The 18,967-nt window shown below is 50.6% G+C and carries 23 protein-coding genes; 14 read left to right on the top strand and 9 right to left on the bottom strand.

Annotation, left to right across the window (positions count from 1 at the left end):
- Position 1: 1 nt before the first annotated feature.
- From lpxB to ACW6QF_RS17390, 5 genes are all read left to right on the top strand, one after another.
- A complete protein-coding gene (gene lpxB, locus ACW6QF_RS17410) occupies positions 2 to 1,135 on the top strand; it encodes a lipid-A-disaccharide synthase (protein ID WP_456088727.1) in 1,134 nt (377 codons plus the stop codon).
- A gap of 89 nt (positions 1,136 to 1,224) precedes the next feature.
- Positions 1,225 to 1,950 (top strand): NigD-like protein, encoded by a 726-nt coding sequence (locus ACW6QF_RS17405; RefSeq protein WP_456088726.1) that lies wholly within the window; start codon positions 1,225 to 1,227, stop codon positions 1,948 to 1,950.
- Between the two features lie 212 nt (positions 1,951 to 2,162).
- Entirely contained in the window at positions 2,163 to 2,711 is a 549-nt protein-coding gene (locus tag ACW6QF_RS17400; protein ID WP_374044527.1) for an RNA polymerase sigma factor, read from the top strand.
- Positions 2,704 to 3,252 carry a hypothetical protein gene (locus tag ACW6QF_RS17395; RefSeq protein ID WP_456088725.1) on the top strand — a complete coding sequence of 183 codons (549 nt, stop codon included), beginning with the start codon at positions 2,704 to 2,706 and terminating at the stop codon, positions 3,250 to 3,252. Before ACW6QF_RS17400 ends, ACW6QF_RS17395 begins: the two co-directional genes overlap by 8 nt.
- A 16-nt stretch (positions 3,253 to 3,268) precedes the next feature.
- Positions 3,269 to 4,408, top strand: a complete 1,140-nt coding sequence (locus ACW6QF_RS17390; protein ID WP_456088724.1) for a hypothetical protein — start codon at positions 3,269 to 3,271, stop codon at positions 4,406 to 4,408.
- A gap of 92 nt (positions 4,409 to 4,500) precedes the next feature.
- Here ACW6QF_RS17390 and ACW6QF_RS17385 read toward each other — a convergent pair whose 3' ends face one another.
- Both ACW6QF_RS17385 and ACW6QF_RS17380 read right to left on the bottom strand, forming a co-directional pair.
- Complete coding sequence (locus tag ACW6QF_RS17385; RefSeq protein ID WP_298550872.1) at positions 4,501 to 5,355, bottom strand: 3-keto-disaccharide hydrolase; 855 nt, start codon at positions 5,353 to 5,355, stop codon at positions 4,501 to 4,503.
- A 25-nt stretch (positions 5,356 to 5,380) separates the two neighbouring features.
- On the bottom strand, positions 5,381 to 6,868 hold the full coding sequence (locus ACW6QF_RS17380; protein ID WP_298550870.1) for a Gfo/Idh/MocA family protein: 1,488 nt from the start codon (positions 6,866 to 6,868) through the stop codon (positions 5,381 to 5,383).
- A gap of 288 nt (positions 6,869 to 7,156) precedes the next feature.
- On the opposite strand from ACW6QF_RS17380, the gene ACW6QF_RS17375 reads away from it, so the two are divergent.
- From ACW6QF_RS17375 to ACW6QF_RS17345, 7 genes are all read left to right on the top strand, one after another.
- Positions 7,157 to 7,384, top strand: coding sequence for a DUF4492 domain-containing protein (locus ACW6QF_RS17375; RefSeq protein WP_298550868.1), 228 nt, complete (start codon positions 7,157 to 7,159; stop codon positions 7,382 to 7,384).
- 11 nt (positions 7,385 to 7,395) lie between these two features.
- A complete protein-coding gene (locus tag ACW6QF_RS17370; RefSeq protein WP_298550866.1) occupies positions 7,396 to 8,946 on the top strand; it encodes a cytochrome ubiquinol oxidase subunit I in 1,551 nt (516 codons plus the stop codon).
- Positions 8,947 to 8,979: 33 nt separating this feature from the next.
- Complete coding sequence (locus ACW6QF_RS17365) at positions 8,980 to 10,134, top strand: cytochrome d ubiquinol oxidase subunit II (protein WP_298550863.1); 1,155 nt, start codon at positions 8,980 to 8,982, stop codon at positions 10,132 to 10,134.
- Positions 10,135 to 10,415: 281 nt separating this feature from the next.
- On the top strand, positions 10,416 to 11,330 hold the full coding sequence (locus ACW6QF_RS17360; protein WP_456088723.1) for a ribonuclease Z: 915 nt from the start codon (positions 10,416 to 10,418) through the stop codon (positions 11,328 to 11,330).
- A 156-nt stretch (positions 11,331 to 11,486) separates the two neighbouring features.
- The gene (locus tag ACW6QF_RS17355; protein WP_456088722.1) at positions 11,487 to 11,723 is read left to right on the top strand and encodes a hypothetical protein; all 237 of its coding nucleotides are present in this window, start codon (positions 11,487 to 11,489) and stop codon (positions 11,721 to 11,723) included.
- Entirely contained in the window at positions 11,714 to 12,040 is a 327-nt protein-coding gene (locus ACW6QF_RS17350; RefSeq protein WP_298550853.1) for a type II toxin-antitoxin system RelE/ParE family toxin, read from the top strand. Before ACW6QF_RS17355 ends, ACW6QF_RS17350 begins: the two co-directional genes overlap by 10 nt.
- A gap of 66 nt (positions 12,041 to 12,106) precedes the next feature.
- Entirely contained in the window at positions 12,107 to 12,436 is a 330-nt protein-coding gene (locus ACW6QF_RS17345; protein WP_298550851.1) for a T9SS type A sorting domain-containing protein, read from the top strand.
- Between the two features lie 7 nt (positions 12,437 to 12,443).
- On the opposite strand, the gene ACW6QF_RS17340 is transcribed toward ACW6QF_RS17345, so the two are convergent.
- Both ACW6QF_RS17340 and ACW6QF_RS17335 read right to left on the bottom strand, forming a co-directional pair.
- A complete protein-coding gene (locus ACW6QF_RS17340; protein ID WP_298550849.1) occupies positions 12,444 to 12,779 on the bottom strand; it encodes a hypothetical protein in 336 nt (111 codons plus the stop codon).
- A gap of 441 nt (positions 12,780 to 13,220) precedes the next feature.
- Positions 13,221 to 13,706 (bottom strand): glucosaminidase domain-containing protein, encoded by a 486-nt coding sequence (locus ACW6QF_RS17335; RefSeq protein WP_456088721.1) that lies wholly within the window; start codon positions 13,704 to 13,706, stop codon positions 13,221 to 13,223.
- Positions 13,707 to 13,779: 73 nt separating this feature from the next.
- On the opposite strand from ACW6QF_RS17335, the gene ACW6QF_RS17330 reads away from it, so the two are divergent.
- Positions 13,780 to 14,004: a DUF4248 domain-containing protein gene (locus ACW6QF_RS17330; RefSeq protein ID WP_298552988.1), complete on the top strand. Its 225-nt coding sequence runs from the start codon at positions 13,780 to 13,782 to the stop codon at positions 14,002 to 14,004.
- Here the strand turns inward: ACW6QF_RS17330 and ACW6QF_RS17325 are convergent.
- The gene (locus tag ACW6QF_RS17325) at positions 14,001 to 14,447 is read right to left on the bottom strand and encodes an HU family DNA-binding protein (RefSeq protein WP_298552989.1); all 447 of its coding nucleotides are present in this window, start codon (positions 14,445 to 14,447) and stop codon (positions 14,001 to 14,003) included. The genes ACW6QF_RS17330 and ACW6QF_RS17325 overlap by 4 nt on opposite strands.
- A 186-nt stretch (positions 14,448 to 14,633) precedes the next feature.
- On the opposite strand from ACW6QF_RS17325, the gene ACW6QF_RS17320 reads away from it, so the two are divergent.
- Positions 14,634 to 14,954, top strand: a complete 321-nt coding sequence (locus tag ACW6QF_RS17320; protein WP_456088720.1) for a hypothetical protein — start codon at positions 14,634 to 14,636, stop codon at positions 14,952 to 14,954.
- Positions 14,955 to 14,979: 25 nt separating this feature from the next.
- On the opposite strand, the gene ACW6QF_RS17315 is transcribed toward ACW6QF_RS17320, so the two are convergent.
- From ACW6QF_RS17315 to ACW6QF_RS17300, 4 genes are all read right to left on the bottom strand, one after another.
- Positions 14,980 to 15,288, bottom strand: coding sequence for a helix-turn-helix domain-containing protein (locus ACW6QF_RS17315; RefSeq protein ID WP_298552991.1), 309 nt, complete (start codon positions 15,286 to 15,288; stop codon positions 14,980 to 14,982).
- Entirely contained in the window at positions 15,281 to 15,658 is a 378-nt protein-coding gene (locus ACW6QF_RS17310; RefSeq protein WP_456088719.1) for a type II toxin-antitoxin system RelE/ParE family toxin, read from the bottom strand. Before ACW6QF_RS17310 ends, ACW6QF_RS17315 begins: the two co-directional genes overlap by 8 nt.
- Before the next feature lie 214 nt (positions 15,659 to 15,872).
- Positions 15,873 to 18,137: a DUF3987 domain-containing protein gene (locus ACW6QF_RS17305; protein ID WP_456088718.1), complete on the bottom strand. Its 2,265-nt coding sequence runs from the start codon at positions 18,135 to 18,137 to the stop codon at positions 15,873 to 15,875.
- A gap of 119 nt (positions 18,138 to 18,256) precedes the next feature.
- A complete protein-coding gene (locus ACW6QF_RS17300; protein WP_456088717.1) occupies positions 18,257 to 18,667 on the bottom strand; it encodes a hypothetical protein in 411 nt (136 codons plus the stop codon).
- Positions 18,668 to 18,967 lie beyond the last annotated feature (300 nt).

Below are 18,967 nucleotides of genomic sequence, written 5' to 3'. Positions count from 1 at the left end.
TATGAAATATTTTTTGATAGCGGGCGAAGCCTCCGGTGATCTGCATGCCTCCAACCTGATGGCTGCGCTGAAGGAGCAGGATGCGCAGGCGGATTTCCGTTTCCTGGGCGGCGATCTTATGCAGGCGGTCGGAGGGACGCTGGTGAAGCATTACAGGGATATGGCTTTCATGGGCTTTATCCCCGTACTGCTCAATCTCCGTACGATCCTGGACAACATGAAAGCCTGCCAGGAAGAAATCCGGAAGTACCGTCCCGATGTGGTGATCCTGATCGATTATCCGGGCTTCAATCTGAAGATGGCCAAATACGTCAAGACGCAGTTGGGGCGCCCCGTCTACTATTATATCTCTCCTAAGATATGGGCTTGGAAGCAGTATCGGATCAAGGATTTCCGCCGCTACGTGGACCGGATGTTCTGCATCCTGCCTTTCGAAGTGGAGTTTTTCCGCAACCTCGGCTATCCGGTGGACTATGTGGGCAACCCTTCGGTCGATTCGGTCGCCGGCTATATGGAAAGGCAGGCGGCCGGACCTGATACTTTCCGCAGGGACGAACAGCTGGACGAACGTCCCGTGCTGGCACTGTTGGCAGGCAGCCGCCGGCAGGAGATCAAAGACAACCTTCCGACCATGCTGAAGGTGGCAGCCGCCTATCCGGACCACCAACCCGTGATCGCCGGCGCTCCCGGCCTGGAACCGGAATATTACAGGCAGTATGTCGGCGACGCGGATGTCAAGATCGTGTTCGGCAAAACCTATCCTCTCCTCAGCCATAGTGATGCGGCGCTGGTCACATCGGGGACGGCTACGCTCGAGGCCTCCCTTTTCCGTGTGCCGCAAGTCGTCTGTTATTATGTCGCGGCCGGTCGGCTGGCAAGTTTTATCTTCCGCCATTTCTTCCATACGAAATACATCTCGCTGGTCAACCTCATCGCCGGACGCGAAGTGGTGCAGGAGTTGTTCGGAGCCCGATTTTCATATAGCCGGATACATGACGAGTTAGGACGTGTCCTGAACGATCCTGCCTACCGTAACCGCATGCTCGACGGCTACGACGAGATGATCCGCCTGCTCGGCAAGCCCGGCGCTTCCCGCCGTACAGCGGAGCTTATCTATCAATCATTGAAGCATTAACATCTTTTATCAGCTCTCTTTGCAGCATTTGCAGCGTCTTTGTCATCTTCCTTTTTAGAAAGGAAAAATAAATAATTTAGATACATGTTATGAAGACGTTGAAAAGTTTTATGCTACTACTCGGAATCTTATTGGGTTCTACTGCTTTTTATTCTTGTTTGGATGATGACGATTATTATGACTTTTTGAGGGATAGTGTGCCTGCCATTGTCACGGTCAAGCCGTTGAGCGAAAGTACTTATTATATGCAATTGGATGATTCGACGACTTTATACCCGACCAACCAGGTTTTCCCCGGACAATTGAAAGAGATACGTGCCTTGATACGGTACAAGGAGGACGAAAAGAAGGAGCCGGGCTACGACTACACTGTCCGGCTGGTCACGCTGGACACCTTGCTGACCAAAACGATCGCTCCTGACCTGGGACCGGAAAATGATTCCTATTACGGAACAGACAAGTTGGCGCTGAATCTCGCCGGTGCCTGGTCTAAGGACGGGGTGTGGATCGAGGATGGATATATCACCTTCGATTTCTATATCCAGAAAGGTTACAACGACAATGTCAAGCATTTCCTGAACCTGGTACAGACGAACAGCGCCGATCCGTATGAACTGGAGTTCCGCCATAATGCCTATGGCGATATCGACCCGTCCATCAATCCTTCAGCCGGGCTGGTCTCCTTCAAGCTGGATAAGTTGCCGGACACGGAAGGCAAGACGGTGAAGTTGAAGATCAAATACAGATCTTTCGTCTCGAACGACTATAATACCGTCGAGTTGGATTACAAGTCAAAAGATACAGAAGACAAATAACCTTCCCACATAACTTTTATTTTTATCATTTAGTTCAGGGAGAGAGGCATCGGGATGATGCCTTTCTTTTTGTGTACCCTATAGCTTTCGGCTCAAAAGGTTATAGCCTTTTCCATCATAAGTTATAGCCTTTTTGCAGGAATGTACTATCTTTTTTTGGCTTTTCTTGCCGGAAAGATGCAACGTTTCTCCGATCCCCCTCGTTTATATATATGAAAATGGAAGAAACAAATGCACATCTGATCGAAGGGTGCCGGCGTGGTAACCGGACCGCACAGCTCGCCCTTTACAAGCAATTCGCACAGCGGTTGTATGTTGCCTGCCTGCGTATTGTGGGCAACGCGTCAGAGGCGGAGGAGGCGATGCAGGATGCTTTCCTGAAGATATTCACCCGCCTCGACCAGTATCAGGATGGACAATGTTTCGAAGCATGGATGCACCGTATAGCCGTCCATACAGCCATCGATTACGTGCGCCGGCAGACACCCGGCTGGGAAGAGCTCTCGGACAACTATGCCGAACCCGACGACGACGGGCCGGACGAGGAGGAAATCCGCTATTCCGTCGCCCAGGTGAAGGAAGCCTGCAAGAAACTGCCGGCCGGCTATCGCGTGATCCTCTCGCTCTACCTCTTCGAGGGATATGATATGGAAGAGATCGCCTCCATCCTGACCATCCGGCCGCCGAGCGTGCGCAGCCAGTATCTCAGGGCAAAGCGCAAATTGTTGGATATAATAGCAGCAAATAAAGAAAATGGATAAACTGAAACATTTCATAGACACGAACCGGGAAGCCTTTGAAGACGACCTGTTACCTGAAGGCCACTTCGAACGCTTCGAGCAGAAGCTGGCTGCTCCGCGCAAAAGCCGGGCTACGCTATATAGCCTTTGCGCTTTTGCCGCGGCAGCTTGCATCGCCCTGCTGTTCCTCTTCAAACTGCCGGGCGGCACGCCTTTGCATACGCAGCCCGGACAGGCGGCCGCAAGCCGGCATACCTGCGAGGTGAAGGAGGAGATAGAGGAACTTCGTCTCTACTACAATATGCAGATGAGCGACATCATCTCGCAGATGCAGGCGATGTACAAACAGCAACGGACTCCCGGAACGGAGGAGCTTTTGAAAGAGACGAAACGGGTCCTGACGGACAATTATATGTTCGAAGAAACGGTCCTTCCGACTCTGCCTTGCTCCAATGCCGGCCTCTATGCCATGAACCTGCATTACAGCACCAGCCTGGAAAGCCTCAACATCATGTTGAAGCAGATGGAAAATATGAAGACGACAGATAAAAGATTAAGATAATAAACAGACAAGCAAAATGAAAGCAACTCATCAACATCCGGCGAACGGCAAGCAGTCCTTATTGCGGCCTTGCCTGCTCATGCTCCTGGTTTTGTTCTGCTGCCTGCCCGGTTGGGGCAGCAAACAGGAAAGCATCAAGAAAAAGGAAATCAACAAAAGTTTCAATGTCGGCAAAAGCGACATCCTCCAAGTGGACAACCGTTACGGGAACATTACGGTCACGCACTGGAGCAAGAACGAAGTCTCCATCCGTGTCGTGATCGAGGCGAAAGCCCGCAATGAGGAAAAGGCGCAGAACATCCTCGACCGTATCAGCATACGGATGGAAAAGATGGGCAATACGGTTTCGGCCGTCACCAGCCTGAAGCCGCAAAACGGGAGCAACGGGGGCAACCAGTCGTTCACCATCAACTACTATGTCAATATGCCCTCCGACCTGACCTGCGACCTGACACAGAAGTACGGCAATATCACCATGCCGGAAAACAATAAGGGGAAATGCGACCTGCATGTCAAATACGGCAATCTCAGTGGCGGCAGCTTCACGGGGCCTCTCAACATAGACGTGCAATATGGCAATCTGGACATCGCCGATGTCGACAATGCGACTTTGGACCTGGCCTATTGCGGCAAATCCTCTATCCGCAACGGCTCACAACTGAATGTCGACGGCCGGTACTCCAACCTCAACCTCGGAAATATCCGGAAGATGAATGTCGAAGCCAAATACGGCGATATCCATATCAATAGGCTGGACAACGGCTACTTGGAACTGAAATACGGGAATTGCCAGATCGACGAACTGAAACAAGGCATCAACGTCGATGAACTGAGCTACAGCACGCTTAACATCAAGGATCTTGCCAGCAACTTCGACAAGGTCAATGTGGATGCCCGCTACGGCAATCTGAATATCCATATCGATGTGAACGCCTCCTTCCGTGTCGTTGCCAACGATATGAAATACGGCAATTGCAAGATTCAAGGCGGATTCAATATCCAGCGTCGTAACCAGAGCGAGAACTCGGTCGGGTTCGACAGCCGCGACGACCAAAGGAACAAAAACAACTACATACTCGATGTCAACAACGGCAAAAACGGCCGTATCAATTTCGAAGGGAACAGTTATAGCAATATAAAGGTGATGGCAAAATAAGTCCGGCCGTCTCTCTGCATCTGGCAAACAAGAAAAGCCCCGGCATCCAAACGATACCGGGGCTTCCTTATTTTGATAAAAGAAACGACTGCTTAGTCAAGTTCTTTGATCGTGATGTTGCGATACCAAACATCGTCTCCGTGGTCCTGGAAACCGATGAAACCTTCTTTGTTTTCACCGCCGCAGTTCAGCAACAGTTCGTAAGCCAACGGCCATTTGTCTTTGCTGAATTTGCTGTTATCCAACATTTCCTTCCACTGCTGTGTCCACAAATGATATTCAACAACCGGTTCGTCGTTCTGATAGTGAACGACCGTACCTTTGTAGCACATGATCTTACCCTTGTTCCATTCGCCGAACGGTTTGGAGTTCTGCGGTTTGGCCGGGATCATGTCATACAGGGAAGCAGACTGGCGGTTACCGTCTTTACCCAACTTGGCATCCGGATGGTTTGCGTTGTCGAGTACCTGGTATTCAGGAGCAGAGATATAAGAAGGCTGTCCTTCGACTTCCTGGATCATATACAGAACGCCTGAGTTGGAACCTTTACCTACTTTCCATTCAAATTCAAATTCGTAGTTTTTGAACTTATGAGCGAAAACCAAGTCGCCACCATCTTTAGCACCAGCTTCACCTGCACCGGACCCTTTGATATGGATCGTACCGTCTACCACTTCCCAGGCAGCAGGCACATCCGTACGGTCGTAGCCTCTCCAGCCATTGAACGATTTACCGTCGAACAAAGTGACTTTGCCATCGGCATCTTTCGGGAAAGTAGACAAGTCAACAGTAGGCAGATCGTTCATGAGGTTGTATTCAGGAACGGCAGCTTCTGTTTGTGCTCCTTCTTCAGGAGCAGCAGCTTCTTCTGTTTTCTTACCACCGCCACACGATGTGAAATAGCACATCATAATTGCGGCACTTGCTAATAATACTGACTTTTTCATTCTATTTATTTGTTTAAAACTGATATTATCTCGGCATATCAGGCAAGCTCCAACCCTGACGATAGTTATGCTTGATCAATTCGGCAGCGAATTTTTTAGCATTGACAGGATCTGTCCAGTCTTTGTTGAACGAAGGATGGCCGTCTTTGATCGTGAAACCGTCTTTGATGCAAACCTTGATCTCTTCGTTGTCGTTGATATTGGTGAACTGCATGTTCTGTCCGTCCCATTCCAGCGTCTTGTTCAGCGCCTGCAGACGAACTGCCAATACGCCCATCACAACCATTTCGTTGAACGGACCGGCTTCTAAGAAGTTGGACTTTGTCTGGACACGGCTGGATGCGTTTTCTTTACATGCACGGATCCAGTCTTGTTCGTGACCGCCACCCATGGCGTTTGCTACGCGGCGACATACCTTCGGAGCGTTAGGCACACGGCCGGACAGCAAGAACGGTTCCTGGCCGTAGCAACCGCAGATCAACGTATCCTTTGTTCCGTGGAAGATGGTCAGACCACCGCCGGGACCCATCAGTTCTTTGCCTTCGGGGAAACCTTTCGGACGATCCGGCATCATACCGCCGTCATACCAGTGTACTTCCACTTCCGGCATGGCGAGTTTCGGCATGTTTTCACGAGCCGGGAAAATGAACTTCACGTGCTGTGCATTAGGAGCGCAATCGCGGAGTAACAGAGTGGAAGATGCTTCGACTCTTGTCGGATAGCCCAACTTCAAGGCTTTGAACGGCTGGTGCATGATGTGGCAAGCCATATCGCCCAATGCGCCTGTTCCGTAAGCCCACCATCCGCGCCAGTTCCAAGGATGATAAATGTGGTTGTAAGGTTTTACTTCTGCCGGACCGGAGAACAGATCCCAGTTCAGTGTGGAAGGAATCTTGTCAGCCTTTTCCGGTGTGTTCAAACCCTGCGGCCAGATAGGACGGTTAGTTGCACATTCTACTTTATATATGTCACCGATTTCACCGTTCCAGATCCATTCGCAGACCAAGTCTGTGCCTTCGGCTGAAGAACCCTGGTTACCCATCTGGGTGGCAACGCCTGTCGAAGCAGCCAGTTTGGTCAGCAAACGGGATTCGTAAACCGAGTGGGTCAACGGTTTCTGTGTGTACACGTGTTTGCCCATTGTCATGGCATCGGCCGTGATCATAGCGTGAGTGTGGTCGGCAGTGGCAACCAGTACGGCGTCGATGGATTTGCCCATTTCGTCATACATCTTGCGGTAATCCCAGTATTTTTTTGCCTGTGGATGACGGTCGAATACCGGTTTGGCATATTTCCAGTCGATATCGCAAAGCGCTACGATATTTTCTGTTTTCTCCATGTTTTTAAGATTGGCATTACCCATACCGCCGATACCGACGGCAGCAATGTTCAACTTGTCGGATGGAGCGGTGTATCCATGAGATTTTCCCAGGATGGAACCCGGAACGATCGAGAAGGCGGCAGCTGCTGCGGCTCCTCTTTGAAGAAATGATCTTCTTGAAATGTTCGACATAGTAATAATTTTTTATAGATTAGCACTTAATTATAATATTCGATGTAATTTCTTGTCCTATAAAAACACAAACTGACGCAAATATAGCCAATGCGGAAGTAACGGCAAGTCTTCCTTTCGGCTTTCTTCTTTAAAATAGTTTTTTTTAACAGAGATTATAGATAAAGTCTATTTTTTCATAAATAATATCTATGCTTTTAGGGGAAAACATTTTAACGCTTTTCCTATTTTTGTAAAGAAAGAAAAACTTATTCACCCGATCTCTTGTTATTAAAGTACGATACCGATATGAAAAGGGAGCCTATATACATACGGATATACCATTTTTATCTGGAAGGATTTCGCGAAATGAAGCTGGGTAAAACGCTATGGCTAATCATATTGGTCAAGCTCTTCATCATGTTTTTTATCTTAAAACTGTTTTTCTTTCCTAATTACTTGGGGAAGTTCGACGGAGAGTCCGCGAAGGAAGAGCACGTTTCGGGTGAATTGATCAACAGGGCAATTACTCCTTAAATTATATAATCATGATCGCAAGCATTGACACTTCTTTGATTGACTGGTCAAGAGCGCAATTCGCTCTCACTGCCATGTATCACTGGCTGTTCGTCCCCCTCACGTTGGGGCTCGGCGTTATACAAGCCATCATGGAGACCATCTATTACAAAACAGGTAACGAATTCTGGAAAAAGACAACCCGGTTCTGGATGAAACTGTTTGGTATTAATTTCGCTATCGGTGTTGCCACCGGGCTGATCCTCGAATTCGAATTCGGGACGAACTGGTCTAACTACAGTTGGTTTGTAGGAGACATCTTCGGAGCCCCCCTCGCCATTGAAGGAATCTTAGCTTTCTTTATGGAAGCGACTTTTATAGCCGTGATGTTTTTCGGCTGGGACAAGGTGAGCAAACGTTTCCATCTGGCTTCCACCTGGCTGACGATCATAGGGGCAACCCTATCCGCCCTCTGGATATTGATTGCCAATGCCTGGATGCAATATCCGGCAGGGATGCGCTTCAATCCGGACACCGTGCGCAACGAGATGTTCGATTTCTGGGCGGTCGCCTTATCGCCCGTCGCCATCAACAAATTCTTCCATACCGTACTTTCCGGTTGGATCGTGGGCGCCGTATTCGTGATCGGCATCAGCAGTTGGTATCTGTTGAGAAAGCGGGAGACGAAGTTCTCGCTCGAAAGCATCAAGATCGCTGCCGTTTTCGGGCTTGTCGCTTCTATACTTATCGTATGGACGGGTGACGGTTCCGCCTATCAGGTAGCCCAGAAACAACCGATGAAGTTGGCCGCTATGGAAGGGCTCTATGAGGGCGGCGACGGTACGGGGCTGGTCGCCATCGGCCTGCTGAATCCCGACAAGACGAGTTATAAGGACAATGTAAATCCTTTCATCTTCAACATCAAGATCCCGAAGCTGCTCTCCTTCCTCGCCGAACGCGATGTGGATGCGTATGTGCCGGGCATCGTCAACCTGATAGATGGCGGCTATACGACCAACAAGGGGACGGTAGCCCTTTCCGCCGCCGAGAAGATTGAAAAGGGACAGATCGCCATCCAGGCTCTTGCCGATTACCGCAAGGCTGTAAAAGACAAAGACCAGGCGGCTGCCCGGCAAGCCCGTACGTTGTTAGACGAAAACTTCGCTTACTTCGGTTACGGGTATATCAAAGATCCTGCCGACCTGATCCCTCACGTAGGTTTAACCTTCTATTCATTCCGCATCATGGTGATCCTGGGCGGATATTTTATCCTGTTGTTCATAATCGCTTTGATCTGGAGCAAGAAAGGAAAGTTTGCCGATGCACGCTGGTTGCAATGGGCGAGCCTGTGGACGATCCCCCTCGCTTACATCGCCGGGCAGGCCGGTTGGGTCGTGGCCGAGGTGGGACGTCAACCCTGGGCTATCCAGGACATCCTGCCGACCGGTGCGTCCGTGTCCAAGCTGGCGACTTCGTCGGTACAGACAACCTTCTTCCTCTTCCTGCTGCTCTTTACCGTTCTGCTGATCGCAGAGATCGGTATTATGGTGAAGGCGATCAGGAAAGGGCCTTCGGTGAATTAAGAATTATGAATTATGAATTAAGAAATGAGTGTTATGGATAGTACATATATATTGTTACAGCATTACTGGTGGTTCCTTGTTTCCCTGTTGGGAGCACTGTTGGTTTTCCTGCTTTTCGTACAGGGGGGGCAGTCCTTGCTTTTCACGATCGGCAAAACTGAATTGCAACAAAAGATGTTGCTGAACTCGACCGGGCGCAAATGGGAGTTCACGTTTACGACTCTGGTCACTTTCGGAGGTGCGTTCTTCGCCTCTTTCCCGTTATTCTATTCGACCAGTTTTGGCGGAGCCTACTGGGTGTGGATGCTGATACTGGCTTGCTTCGTCCTGCAGGCCGTATCGTATGAGTACCAGTCGAAGAAGGGGAATCTCCTGGGTAAAAAGACGTATCAGGTATTCCTGCTGCTGAACGGTATCTTGGGCCCGATCCTGTTGGGCACGGCTGTCGGTACGTTCTTTAGCGGAGCCGAGTTTGTCGTCAACAAAGGACAGCTGACCGATGTCGCGATGCCGGTGATCTCCACTTGGGCGAACCCCTGGCACGGGCTTGAAGCCGCTTTGGTGTTCTGGAACGTATGCCTCGGACTGGCGGTGTTCTTCCTGGCACGCATCCAGGCATTGCTTTATTTCATCAACAATATCGACGATGCCGAGATCGTGAAACGCAGCCGCAAGCATCTGGTGATCGAAACGGCGCTGTTTCTTGTCTTCTTCCTTGTCTTCCTCGTGCATCTGTTGCTTGCCGACGGGTTTGCCGTCGATCCGGAGACAAAAGAGGTGTATATGCAGCCCTATAAATACTTTATGAACCTGGTCGGGATGCCAGCCGTATCGGCTGTGCTGTTGGCGGGTGTGGCCGGTGTCTTGTACGGTATCGTCCGTACGATCTTGTCGGGGACATGGAAAAAGGGCATCTGGTTCTGCGGGACAGGCACGGTGCTCACGGTACTGGCGCTGTTGCTTTGTGCCGGTTGGAACAATACGGCTTATTACCCTTCGGTGGCCGACCTGCAAAGTTCGCTGACGATCGCCAATAGCTGCTCCAGTCCGTTCACCCTGAAAGTGATGAGTTATGTCTCCATCCTCGTGCCTTTCGTCTTAGGTTATATTTTCTATGCCTGGCGTGCGTTGGATCTGAGGAAGATCAGCGGGAAGGAGATGGAAGAGAAAGACATACATGCCTATTGATGGTGGGGGGAGATGGCCCCATAAAACAAAGGAAACGGCGAAGCTCACGCTTGGCCGTTTCTACATTTAACCGTTTTAAACAAAAAGAAAAAGTTAGTTAAGGCTTAGATGAAAATATCTTAAGTCTTTTCTACTGACTCTAAATAGCTTCCATAAGGACAGCAAACAAATATATGGAATCCCTGTGACCCTCGGAACAATCTCCCTGCTTTTTTTGTTATTTTTCACAGTACGCCAATGCTTTTGTATTATCTTTACACCCAAATTATCCGAAGGACCTTATGGCAGAATTTAACATAAACATATTGGGATGCGGTTCGGCGTTACCTACCACGCGGCATCTGGCGACTTCACAGGTAGTGGATTTACGGGATAAATTATATATGATTGATTGCGGGGAAGGTACCCAGGTGCAGATGCGTAAAATGCGCGTCCGTTTCGGCCGTCTCGCTCATATCTTCATCTCGCATCTGCATGGCGACCACTGTTTCGGTTTGCCGGGCCTGGTCTCAACGCTCGGGATGTTAGGGCGTACCGGCGAGCTGGTCGTGCATGGCCCGAAGGAGGTCGAGACTTACCTGCGCCCCGTGATGGATTTGTTCTGCCGGGGCATGGAGTTCGAAGTGCGTTTCAACCCAGTCGATACCCGCAGCCATTCGTTGGTGATGGAGGACCGGTCGCTGTCGGTCTATTCCATCCCGCTGAAGCACCGGATTCCTACTTGCGGCTACCTCTTCGCCGAAAAACCGAAAGAGGCGCATATCATCCGCGAGATGACGGATTTCTACCAGGTTCCCGTCCGTTGCATGAAGGACATCAAACAGGGGCGGGACTATGTCACGCCCGACGGCGAAGTGGTTCCCAACTCCCGCCTGACGCGCCCGGCTGCTCCTCCCAAGCGCTATGCGTTCTGTTCCGATACGGCCTACCACCGCTCGATCATCCCGATTATCGAAGGGGTGGACCTGCTCTATCACGAAGCGACATTTGCCGAGTGCGATCTCGCCCGTGCCAAAGAGACCTTCCATTCCACCGCCCGCCAGGCAGCGGAGATCGCCCGCGACGCCCAGGTCAAACGCCTTGTCATCGGCCATTACTCCGCCCGTTACGAAGACCTGTCCGAGCTTCACCGGGAAGCGGAAGCGGTATTCCCCGGCACGATATTGGGGAATGAGGGGATGGTGGTAAGGGTTTGAGAATTAAAAATTAAGAATTAAAAATTAAAAAATAGGAGAGGGGGCTTCTTTTTATTCGGAATATAATTTGCTTGAACTGCTTTTCAAGCAAATATTGTTGTATATTTGTCCCATTGTCAATATATAAAAAGAAGAAAGGATATAATCATGACGGCTATGGAATTGGAATGCAAGAAGAACGAACTCCGGGAAATGATCGATATGATCGAATCCGAAGAGACGGTCGACCGTGTAGGGAAATACCTCAAACGTATGCTCACGCGCGAACAACCGCCTTGTCAATATACTATCGAGGAACTGAAAGAGCGTTTGGAAGAGGCTGAGGAGGATTTTCGGATGGGGCGGTATTATACAAGCGATGAATTAAGGAAAAGACATCCGTTATGCAAATGACCATAAAATGGAGTAATGCAGCCAAAAAAGACCTTGACAAAATATATGATTACTACTCCCATCAAAGCGAAGAGGTCGCGACTAAAATCTATAACAGTTTTATTGATGACGGCGATCGGCTTCTTCAATTCCCGTTTATGGCTCCCAGGGAGTTGTTGTTGGTTACGGCAACCAAGGAATATCGTTCGTTAGTCTCTAATAAGCATTACAAGATTATTTATTATGTGAAAAAGGAGATTATACAGGTTGCCGCTGTCTGGGACTGCCGGCAAAATATAAAAAAACTTTGGAAACGATTTAAGCTATTTCGTCATTAATAATACGGAACTTTCTACATTATCCAAAAAATATTCCTACATTTGTACAATCTTAGGGTTTGGTATATGAAAGTATTCATTACAATCGTTTTGTTGCTGGCCGCATGGGCCGGTTGTCCGCTTGAGGTGATGGCACAGCAAGCGCATACGACCGTATCCCGGACGACCGCCGACAAAGACAAAGAACCGGACTCTGTAGAGGTCAGCGCCTACGATAACAAGATCGTTGTGGAGAATGCTCCGGCCGGCAGCAAGCTCGAGATCTACAGCGTGGTAGGCATCCGGGTGAAAGAGATACCGATGAAGCAACCCTCCGGCGAATATACGGTGGATATTGCCAAAGGGTACTACATCGTCCGCATCGGCGACACGGTCCGCAAAGTGTCCATCCGCTAACGTCCGTTCAGGCTCCCCATAAAGACATCCCGACAGCGTATGTAAACAACGTCCACCCTACGAAGGAGGCGACTTGCCCCGTGTGGCCCGTTCGCACTCCGAGAGTGTCAAGAGGGCCCCTACACATCCTAATACCACCTCTGAACGGTCCGCCCACAGGGCCATTATCCCAAGGGCGGCCAGATACAATGCCAATACCGTCCGGAGGCGCATCGTCCGGCAACTCTTCCGGTATCGGGCGAGCCGGCTTTTCATTCTTCTCATCCGTTTTCTTCTTTTTCAGGTTCAACAAGAAGCCCAACAAGGCTCTGATAAATTCAAGGATTTGTCTTAGTTTGCTCATAATGGATTCTGTATTTGGTTGTTAATAAATATTTACTTGTTACTTTTGGCTTGATCCAAAAGTAACCAAAAGATCAAGGCCGAACCTGCTTCGCTACTCCGTTCCCTCCGGTTCGCTGTCGCGTCTGAAACTCGCTTCGCTCAAACAGCAGACGCTCCGGGCGCTCACTCCGGTCACTGCGCTTAACGCTCACCAGCTTAGGCCGGAAGTAGAGCCTGACGGCCCTTTGGGGATGGCCGATACCGCCTGCCATATAGGTGTCGGCATCGGCCATCCCAAGAGAAAGCAAAGCTTTCTAAGAAAGGCCTAAGCGGCCGGTCGTCAAGCGGAGGGGAAAGGCGAAGCGTCCGGAGCCTGCGTTGTTTGAGCGAAGCGAGTTTCGCAGGCGACAGCGTAGCCTTTCCCCGGAGTAGACCGGACGGTTCGGCCTTGATCTTTTGGTTACTTTTGGATCAAGCCAAAAGTAACAGATAAGTCCAGTTGCCTCCCTACCTCCGCCTCGATCGCAATGATGTTGCGGCGGTACAGGTCGCGGTTGTCGCCGTTTTGTTCGCTGATGTAGGGGCTGTAGGCGATCTCCTTGGCATAGGCTTCGGGTTGGAAGCTGAAGTGATAGGCGCGGGGATAGGCGGAGCGGATCAGGCGGGCGAAGTCGAGGAAAGAGAGGAGCGTGGACTCGTAATGCCTGAAATGGTGTGTGCCGTAGGCCGTCTCGAATGTGGCTCGTTGTCCGTGCCAATACGCGTTGGAAGCGCCATACCCCATCAGTCCGAAGAAATTATGATGTTCCGTCGCAAGCATGGAGGTTCCCCAGCCGCTCTCGAGCGCACCCTGCGCAAGGATGATCCGGGCGTTTATGCCGAACAGCTTTTCCGCCTCGGCGGCAGCCTCCCGGCAAGAGTGTAGAAAGTTGATTTTTTTATCCATTATATGTTGATATTTGTTTGTATTTCAGGTCGATAATGCCTATATTTACATATCATAATCAAGAAGAAACACGATGGAAAATTCACTGAATCAAAACAAAGTCTGGGGATGGGGCGAACTGGCCCTGATGTATTTCCCGAATATCTCGCAGAAGAGCGCGACCATGCAATTGTTGAAATGGATACGCGTCAGCGACGATCTGGTCGGCCAACTGGAAAAATCGGGCTGGCATCCGGGCAAGAAATACCTCACCCCCAGGCAAAAGGACTACATTGTGAACCACCTCGGAGAACCTTAAAGTTCTCCCGGCCGTTCCTCTTCGCCCCCTCCTCCGCCTTCGACCGGCGTCCCGGAGGTGATCTTTTCGAAGGTGTAGTTCTTGACCGCTTCCTTCAGCAACTTGCCGGGGCGGAAGACGATGCGGCGGCTTTTGATAAGCGCCTGGTTGAACTCCTTCTCGGTCACTGTGCCGGTACTGCCGAACTGCAACTGGAAGCTGCCGAGTTCACCCACCTTGACCACCTCGCCTTTGCCGAGGTTGCGGCGCATCACGTTGACCAATTCGTCGAGGATCAGTTTCACGTCGCCCGAAGAGGCGGTGGACTGGGCCGAGATCAGGTCGCACAATTCATACACATCGCACGTGCCGGTCGTATTGGCACTGGCGTAATACAGCTTCGAACCTTCGGCTGCATCCTTGCGCATATCTTTGCGCTGGATCAATTTGTACTTGGCTGGCATAACATCTGGATTTTAAGGTAAAACATTTGTCTCTTAATCACATAACAAAGATACGACCGTCCCCGGCGCCCCTGCGGAATGTGGCGGAACGGTGCGGAAAGAGGGGAAGGAGAGGGGAAAAACGGGGAAAGTTGTATGTTTATCCGTAATCTTTCGTATATTTGTAAATACTAAAGAGGTTGAACAATGGGAAAGCTAACGGACAATGAATTCTCGAAATCATTTTTAAGCCGGATGCGAAATCGTCAGGTACGGGTCAATTATGTGGATATCAGTAAACAGGAAATCCAAAGATGTTGGCAACGGCAAATCCCGTATTTTTATAAAGACAATCAACGGATTCGAAAAGACAGCCGTTTCATTCGTGCTAATGCCGACGGTAGTGAAGATGTCGTTGAACTGGCAAATCTGGAACGTGCCCTGTATAGTCAGGACATAAAATTCAAGAAAATAAGAACCTCGCGCCCTGCAGGGGAAGGAGTTTTGTTCCAACAGATCAAAAAATAATCATCCGGCTTCCCTATGTGGGTTCCTACAAAATCGTAAAGCTGATTTTTCGTCCGAGGCCTTGGAATATCTTGAACAAGGTGGATAGTTGGATGTCTGCATGCCCGTTCTCGATACGGGAGATGTAACTTTTCTTTGTTCCGATCTTAGCGGCAAGCTGCTCTTGCGTCATGCCAGCTTTCAAGCGTTCCGCTTTCAATTGTTCGCCAATGATAAAAGCCTCGCAGTTGCTCTCGAACTCATCTCGTTGAGGCGTACCCGGTGCACCGAAATCCTCAGTGATCAGATCCTCGATAGGGGTGCATCCTATTGCTTCCAAATCTTTTTTATTCATTGTTTGTTCCTCCTTTCGTCTTTTTGACGGAAAAATATTCGTTCATAATCCGCTTGGCTCGTTCTATTTCGCCCCAAGGCGTCTTCTGCGTCTTTTTATGAAAGCCGTTAAATAGAATCACCAAGTTACCCTCATCCATGCAACAGAAAATCCGATAAATATTCCCGCTTTCCTCCACGCGAACTTCATATAGCCCTTTTACTGTATTTATGGCTTTCAGATATTTCCCCGGTACTTGCTCCAATGTCATGATATAGGCAAAAATCTGATAGATTTTGCTCAATGTATTCCGGGGCAAGGTCTTTTTGAAATCCTTGAAATAGTTGCCAAAAGCTACTATCTGGCGGATATATTTTCTTTTCTCTTCCATAGTTCAGGATTTATTTTGCCAAAGATAACGAATTGGTGAACACAAACAATGCTTTTCAGATTTATTTTTTCTTTCACCGCCTATACCTTATCAACAAAAACCCTATACCCTTTTCCCTCGAAAGTTATAGCTTTTTGGGGGAAAAGGTATAGGGTTTGTTCCTTCTTGGAATTGCTTTCGGGGGAAAAGGACAAAAAGGGGCAGAAAAGGCATCCTATGTTTTTTCAGGATCGGGGGTACCCGTTTTCTTGTACTCGCCATGAGCTATCCGTCTGAAATATAAAGGAGTGAGCTTGCAAATAAAACGTCTCACCTCCCGCTGTCCCATGCCTTCGGCCTCGCCTAACCGGTAAGCCTCCTGCAAAGTGAATTCGGGTGGCAGCTTGTCTAACAGGCTGCGTGCTTTGCGGGGGCAGGAAAGCTCCGGCGCGTCCTCGTCGTGGTGGAGCGAGGTCAGCAACAGGCGGCTGTGTTCGAGGCAGGTTTCGGTGATGGCGAGAGCCGCCCGAAAATGCTCGTCCGTGCAATATTGCTTGTCCATCCCATAGCCTGCCGTGCCGCAGCGCAGTGCGGTGAAGACCATGCAGAGGCGGAACGTGATCAGCCCGTAGCGCTTCACGACGCTGAGGAACTCCTCGCTTCCGAAAAGATCCGCTTCGCGCAGCCACGTCCTGAAACGGCAGTTCAGCAGGGTCCATTGTTGTGTCGACAGGCCTATCTGCAACGGACGTTTACGGAGCGTCAGGGCTGCCTCCATCACCTGCTCGGACAGTTCGGCCAGCTTCTTTTCCATCTCCATCCCGTCACCTTCGGGCGAGACATCCTGCCAGACCGCCTCGTTGCGGCACGTGTAGAGCAACAGGCGGCTCACAAGGCCGCTTTCCCGGTCGGGGACCAAGCGGGGGAATTGTCCCGGCGTGCCGGCCAGGAGCAATGCCAGGCGCGGACGTTCGATGCGGATCAGTTCGTTGTCCGTCTTGCGCGACGAAGCGACCGGCTCGTGGTGGAACGCCTTGCGGAGCAGGTCGTCGAACATCCCGAAGTCCAGCTTGCTCGCCGATACGATCGTGTCGATCTCGCTGTCGGACATCAACCCGCCGATGCTGCCATTGTCGCGCAGGTGGACCAGCAGCTTCGCCTTGGTGATCTGTGTCGGGATGTTCAGGTAGGCCGTGGCGGCGGGTTTCGGGGCGTCCTTCACCGAGACGGTCCGGTGGTTCTTGTGCGCCTCCGCTTTCTTCAGTTCCCAATCCTCCAGCGCCTGCCGGTATTCTTCTTCGGCACGCCCCGTCTCCGCCTCGATCACCCCCGCATAGCGGTCGGCCAGGTGGCGCATGTCGTTGATGCACCCCTTCCCGTTGGCGGCAGGGGCGATCTCGACCGTGAACAGGTGGGGATAGACGCGCTTGCGGTGGTAGAAGCCGAACACCTCCGGCAGGCAGGCGCTCAACACCGTGCAAGCCCCCAAGAGCGCCATGTCGCGTTCGCGACGCTGCGAGTAGTAGGAGACGGCATCGCGGAGCAGCGGCGGGAGCAGTCCGTACAGCTCCTCAGGCAGGAAAGGCGTCTGTTCGCGAAGCCTTTCGCCCGACATTTCGGGGTCCGGTTCATACCCGTCCGTTCCCGGAATTGTAGCGGATGCCTTTTCTGCCCTTTTTTGTCCTTTTCTCTCGGTGAAGGTAGCATGTTCGTTTCTATTCCCTTGAAAGGCAGAAGATAGCGCCTGCTCGATTTCTGCCGCCGTGAAATCCGAGGCTTGCAGGCGGAGGGTGCAGCAAGCGGCCGTTTCGGCATACGAAAAGCCCCTTCGGTTCGCCTCGCAGCCGAGGCGGTAGACCGTCTCGTTGCGCAATCCCGGCATCGCCGGGTTACGGCCGAGGAAGGCATCGACAAAGGCATCGACGCCTACCTCGGCCGCGGGCTGTCCGGGGATGTGGAAGGTTTCCGCCTCCGGATTGTAGTACGCCTCCTCGTCGTCGCTCACATAACAGCAGCGGCTGATATCCTTGCATTTGACATCGCTTGCCACCCCGCCTGCCTTCTCGTACAAGGCGGCGACGGCCCGGTAGGTTTCACGGTGCCGGCCGGCGTCGCTGTCGACCCGGACGAATACCTTCAGCCCGTGGCCGCCGGGGCTGACGAACATCGCCAGCGTGCAGCTTAGCATCCGGAAGGCGGCGATCAACGCCGTGAGGTCTTTCACATGATCGAAATCCAGTCCGATGATCTTGCTGTATTCCTGCAACGCATCTGCCTTATGTCCGCCCTTGAAGACGCCCGAAGGGGTGAAACCCGGCAATCCGCCCTTCAACTTGCGGGCCTCTTCGGCCTTGCCTGCCGTGAAAGCGGTGCGGTAGGCGATGATTTCATTCTTCCAGTGGCGGCGCCGGATCAGGATGATGATTTCTTCGAGGGTTAACACTTGGCACTCGGCCTGGTACAAACTGGGGTAAAAGGAAACATGTTCTTGTTGTTCCATGTCATATTCTATTTAAGGCAAAAAAAGATTGCCGGTTGTTTTATACGTCAAAGGTAAGCGTATAGAAGCATGCCGGCAACCCTATTTTTAATGTTAAAATGAAACGATATGTTGCTGTTCTATAGATATATAAGAATTATAATTCCGATAGAACATCTTATTTTCCGGCCTGTATCATTTAAGAAATTTAACAGATAAGGCAATTCCTTGTCTTTCGAATAGAAATACTTGGCCAGCGTCTTGACCGATACGTTGAATTTGAAAATGGCCTGCATCGCCTTGAAGACCATAGCTGCCTTTTCCGGCTTTCCTGAGAATTCGGGCAGTTCGCGTATGCCGCTGAAATACTCGGCAAGCGGACGCGCGTCTTCTACCGGAATCCGCGTATCTTTGATCCCCCCGACCTCTTCGAGCAATTCGTGTATCCTGTTGCGGCAGGCCTGGACGGATTGCTCCGCGTAGTGGGTCGCTTCTTTCCCTTTTCCCTGTTTCAACTTGTAGTTCTCCATGCGGGTGTACAACTCCGCCATTTCCTGTGCTTTCGCTGAAAGCTCCTGTTTTTTTTCATTATGTGTTTATTCTATTTTATCGTCTGTTTCAGCAGACGGTAGATGATTTATCCGGTTTTGCGGGTTCCTTTGTGGAGCTTCGCAAAATCAACGAAGAGGCTGTGTCGTAAATTAAGTTTTTACGGTGCAGCCTCTTTTTGTAAGCTATTGAAAAACATAAAACAAAGCCCTGACTTTCCCAAGCCGGGGCTTTGTCATGTCAGAAAGTTTTCGTAACTTAGTGACATATAAAAATTTAAATGTCTACAAAGTTACATACAA

The organism is Parabacteroides sp. (genome assembly GCF_977054455.1).
This window is presented reverse-complemented; position numbering and strand designations above follow the sequence as displayed.

Bases quoted from the DNA above. Each gene is read 5' to 3' on its own strand.
- ACW6QF_RS17380 (WP_298550870.1), bottom strand. From the start codon at position 6,868: ATGTCGAACATTTCAAGAAGATCATTTCTTCAAAGAGGAGCCGCAGCA.
- ACW6QF_RS17330 (WP_298552988.1), top strand. From the start codon at position 13,780: ATGGAAAATTCACTGAATCAAAACAAAGTCTGGGGATGGGGCGAACTG.
- lpxB (WP_456088727.1), top strand. From the start codon at position 2: ATGAAATATTTTTTGATAGCGGGCGAAGCCTCCGGTGATCTGCATGCC.
- ACW6QF_RS17405 (WP_456088726.1), top strand. From the start codon at position 1,225: ATGAAGACGTTGAAAAGTTTTATGCTACTACTCGGAATCTTATTGGGT.
- ACW6QF_RS17335 (WP_456088721.1), bottom strand. From the start codon at position 13,706: ATGGATAAAAAAATCAACTTTCTACACTCTTGCCGGGAGGCTGCCGCC.
- ACW6QF_RS17315 (WP_298552991.1), bottom strand. From the start codon at position 15,288: ATGAATAAAAAAGATTTGGAAGCAATAGGATGCACCCCTATCGAGGAT.
- ACW6QF_RS17355 (WP_456088722.1), top strand. From the start codon at position 11,487: ATGGAATTGGAATGCAAGAAGAACGAACTCCGGGAAATGATCGATATG.
- ACW6QF_RS17390 (WP_456088724.1), top strand. From the start codon at position 3,269: ATGAAAGCAACTCATCAACATCCGGCGAACGGCAAGCAGTCCTTATTG.
- ACW6QF_RS17360 (WP_456088723.1), top strand. From the start codon at position 10,416: ATGGCAGAATTTAACATAAACATATTGGGATGCGGTTCGGCGTTACCT.
- ACW6QF_RS17375 (WP_298550868.1), top strand. From the start codon at position 7,157: ATGAAAAGGGAGCCTATATACATACGGATATACCATTTTTATCTGGAA.
- ACW6QF_RS17395 (WP_456088725.1), top strand. From the start codon at position 2,704: ATGGATAAACTGAAACATTTCATAGACACGAACCGGGAAGCCTTTGAA.
- ACW6QF_RS17385 (WP_298550872.1), bottom strand. From the start codon at position 5,355: ATGAAAAAGTCAGTATTATTAGCAAGTGCCGCAATTATGATGTGCTAT.
- ACW6QF_RS17345 (WP_298550851.1), top strand. From the start codon at position 12,107: ATGAAAGTATTCATTACAATCGTTTTGTTGCTGGCCGCATGGGCCGGT.
- ACW6QF_RS17305 (WP_456088718.1), bottom strand. From the start codon at position 18,137: ATGGAACAACAAGAACATGTTTCCTTTTACCCCAGTTTGTACCAGGCC.
- ACW6QF_RS17350 (WP_298550853.1), top strand. From the start codon at position 11,714: ATGCAAATGACCATAAAATGGAGTAATGCAGCCAAAAAAGACCTTGAC.
- ACW6QF_RS17365 (WP_298550863.1), top strand. From the start codon at position 8,980: ATGGATAGTACATATATATTGTTACAGCATTACTGGTGGTTCCTTGTT.
- ACW6QF_RS17370 (WP_298550866.1), top strand. From the start codon at position 7,396: ATGATCGCAAGCATTGACACTTCTTTGATTGACTGGTCAAGAGCGCAA.
- ACW6QF_RS17340 (WP_298550849.1), bottom strand. From the start codon at position 12,779: ATGAGCAAACTAAGACAAATCCTTGAATTTATCAGAGCCTTGTTGGGC.
- ACW6QF_RS17300 (WP_456088717.1), bottom strand. From the start codon at position 18,667: ATGGCGGAGTTGTACACCCGCATGGAGAACTACAAGTTGAAACAGGGA.
- ACW6QF_RS17310 (WP_456088719.1), bottom strand. From the start codon at position 15,658: ATGGAAGAGAAAAGAAAATATATCCGCCAGATAGTAGCTTTTGGCAAC.
- ACW6QF_RS17320 (WP_456088720.1), top strand. From the start codon at position 14,634: ATGGGAAAGCTAACGGACAATGAATTCTCGAAATCATTTTTAAGCCGG.
- ACW6QF_RS17325 (WP_298552989.1), bottom strand. From the start codon at position 14,447: ATGCCAGCCAAGTACAAATTGATCCAGCGCAAAGATATGCGCAAGGAT.
- ACW6QF_RS17400 (WP_374044527.1), top strand. From the start codon at position 2,163: ATGAAAATGGAAGAAACAAATGCACATCTGATCGAAGGGTGCCGGCGT.